The organism is Nostoc sp. CMAA1605, assembly GCF_021596505.1.
In the GTDB taxonomy this organism is placed as follows: Bacteria; Cyanobacteriota; Cyanobacteriia; order Cyanobacteriales; family Nostocaceae; genus Trichormus.
Genome location: NZ_PJIZ01000176.1, coordinates 1 through 3,053 on the forward strand (window position 1 = coordinate 1; position 3,053 = coordinate 3,053).

Consider the following 3,053-nt stretch of genomic DNA (forward strand, 5'->3'; position numbering starts at 1 on the left):
GGCTATGGTTCCGGTGATCAGCAGGTACGCAGTGGTTCGCTGCCCTATAAATGGAATGCCCTTCATTTTGCTTTTGCCACATCGCTGATGGCAGGTCAGCCTGAAGCGGAATTCAGCTATTACCTGGAGGGCTTTGACCAGCGCTGGAGCAACTGGAGTACGCAGCATGAAAAAGACTATACCAACCTCCCCGAAGGTTCGTACGTATTTCATGTAAAATCGCGCAGCAGCCCATCAGCCGAATCGCCGGAATGTACTTATACTTTTCGCGTTGCACCGCCCTGGTATCGCAGTTGGTGGGCCTATGTTATATACCTGCTGTTGGTTAGTGCCGCTTTTTACGGAGTATACCGCTTGCAGGATCGCCGCCTGCGCCGTAAACAGGAGCAACGGCGGCAGGCAGACCAGCAGCAATTTGAAGAGGAGCAACGACGGCTTACTTACCAGCACCAGCTGGAAATGGCCCGCGCCGAAAAGGAAATGATAAAACTGAAGAACGAAAACCTGGAAGCAGAGATTGAACACAAAAATGCGGAACTGGCAAGTACAGCGATGAACCTGGTACAGAAAAAAGAATTCATGCTGAAGATTACCGGTGAGCTGAATAAACTATGCAAGCCGGGCAATGACCAGGTAGATACTGCTGAATTGAAAAAAATTATCCGCAGTCTCGGTTCGGAGGAAAAACTGGATGAGGACTGGAAACAGTTTTCAATTCATTTCAACAGTGTGCACAGCAATTTTCTTATCAACCTGAAGAAAGCGTTTCCCGCACTGAACGCACATGAGCTGAAACTTTGTGCCTACCTGCGAATGAATTTATCCAGTAAGGAAATCGCACAACTGCTCAGTATATCTGTACGCGGGGTGGAGATCAGCCGCTATCGCCTCCGGAAAAAACTGCAGGTGCCTGCTAAAGAAGACCTCTTTCAATTTTTACTGCAGGTGGAAGCAAAGGAAAATCCTGGTAGTGCCGACCAGCCGGACACACCTGTTTCCTGATGTGAGTGCACTTCCCGGTGTTTATTTCTTCAAGACCGTTTCAAACAGTTTATAAATCCGCTTGTATTCATCTGTCCAGCTGCTGGGTTCCACGAAGCCATGATCTTCCATGGGATAGGGGGCCAGTTCCCAGTTATTTTTTCCCAATTCAATTAATCGCTGCGTAAGCTTCACAGCATCCTGGAAATGTACATTCACATCCACCATGCCATGGCAAATGAGCAGGTTGCCTTTTAATCCTGCGGCATGGTAGATGGGTGAACTCCGGCGGTAAGCCAGGCTGTCATTGAATGGCTCGTTGAGAATATTGGCAGTATACCCATGGTTATAATTGGCCCAGTCGGTAACCGGACGAAGGGCAGCGCCGGCGGCAAATACATCGGGGTAATTAAACATTCCCATCAGTGTAATAAAGCCGCCGTATGAACCGCCATATAATCCCACATGCTGCGGATTCACGCCATAGTTTTTAACGAGGTAGTTCACTGCATCCACATGATCGGTCATGTCTTTGCCGCCCATATAACGGTAAATGCCGGTTCGCCAGTTGCGCCCGTAGCCCGCACTGCCGCGATAATCAATATCCATCACGTAGTACCCGTTATCGGCCAGCATATTGTTAAACATATATTCGCGGAAGTAACTGCTCCACCACTTATGCGCATTCTGCAGGTAGCCGGCACCATGTACAAACAGTACGGCCGGTTTATTGGGATGCGGGTTGGCTGGCTTATACAATCGTGCGTATACCATGGCACCATCTGCTGCCGGAAAACTGATCAGCTCGGGATCCCGCCAGGGATAGGAACGGAATTCTTCACTCTGTGCAATATGGGTAACCTGCTCCGCTTTAGCTCCCGCCTTATTTTCCTGGAGATAGAGTTCCCATGGTTTGTTCGAATAAGAATAGAGAAAAGCAAGATATTTTTCATCCGGGGACAGACTTACCTGGTTGGCACCCGTCATGGAAGTGATCCGCTCTTTTTTTCCGTCTGCAATGTTCAGCCGGTAAAATTGCTGCTCGCTGGGGTGTACTTCATTGGTGGTGATGTAAAAATATTTTTTATCGTTACTGAGTTGTGCCTGCTGCACTTCATAATTGCCACTGGTAAGGGCCCGTCGTACTCCGCTTGCCGTGTTTACCAAATACAAATGAGAATACCCACTGGCTTCTGAATGAAACCAGACGGTATTATCATCAATCCATCCCGTGGTGCGGCCACCGCCAAAACCAATACCGGGTCCGGCGATCCAGGCTTCATCACGCTGGCGGTCCACCAGTTTCAGTACGCGGGTGGCCGTATCCCATGCCATCAGCCAGCGGTCTTTATTGTCGGCCGACCGGATTTCAATAAGGGCTGTTGCACCCGATGGCGACCAGGTAAGATTGGTAAAGCTGATAGCGCGCATCGGCGGATTTTTCAACAGCTTCTCATTTTTTTTAGGATAGTCTTTTACATAGTCCGGCAAATCGCGGATACCGGGGAAAGTGGAATCGGCTTTAAGCGTATACAGTGTGTCCCGCTCACGGTCATATATATACATCTCCGAATTGGTTTGCGGATTTCCTACTTTGGTACGTCCGGGTATATCGGTGGTAAATCCGGTTTCGGTAACATAGCTGGGAACAATGGTGGTTTTACCACTATTGCCAAAACGAAACAGGCGGTAACTTACAAAGCGACCATCGGGACTGATACCAAGGCCCGTCATATTCTTATCCTCAATATTGATTACGCGCTGCTCTTTGGCTTTACCCGATTTATTGAAGGCGTCTCCTTTTTCCCGTTTATCTTTTCTTGCTTTCAGCACTTCAAAATAGCTGAGCTGATCATTCTTCAGCCATTCTTCCTGTTGTGTGCCACTGCCGGCACCGGTACCGGCACCGCTGCCGGGACCACCACTTCGGCCAGAGGAGCCCGACTGGATATTGGTGAGCTGCCAGGTTTCACCACTGGCCATATCCCATACATATAAATTCTGGTTACGGTTAAAGGCAATTTTGGTTTCGCCAAAGGTGAACTGCGGGTTTGATTCCTGGTCGTAGGTTT

2 protein-coding genes are annotated in these 3,053 nt (G+C 49.0%); one reads left to right on the forward strand and one right to left on the reverse strand.

Going from position 1 to position 3,053, the window contains the following annotated elements:
- The coding region (locus CV014_RS29415) for a triple tyrosine motif-containing protein (RefSeq protein WP_268964970.1) at positions 1-1,002 on the forward strand (1,002 nt) is incomplete at its 5' end.
- A gap of 21 nt (positions 1,003-1,023) precedes the next feature.
- On the opposite strand, the gene CV014_RS29420 is transcribed toward CV014_RS29415, so the two are convergent.
- The coding region (locus CV014_RS29420) for a S9 family peptidase (protein WP_236145239.1) at positions 1,024-3,053 on the reverse strand (2,030 nt) is incomplete at its 5' end.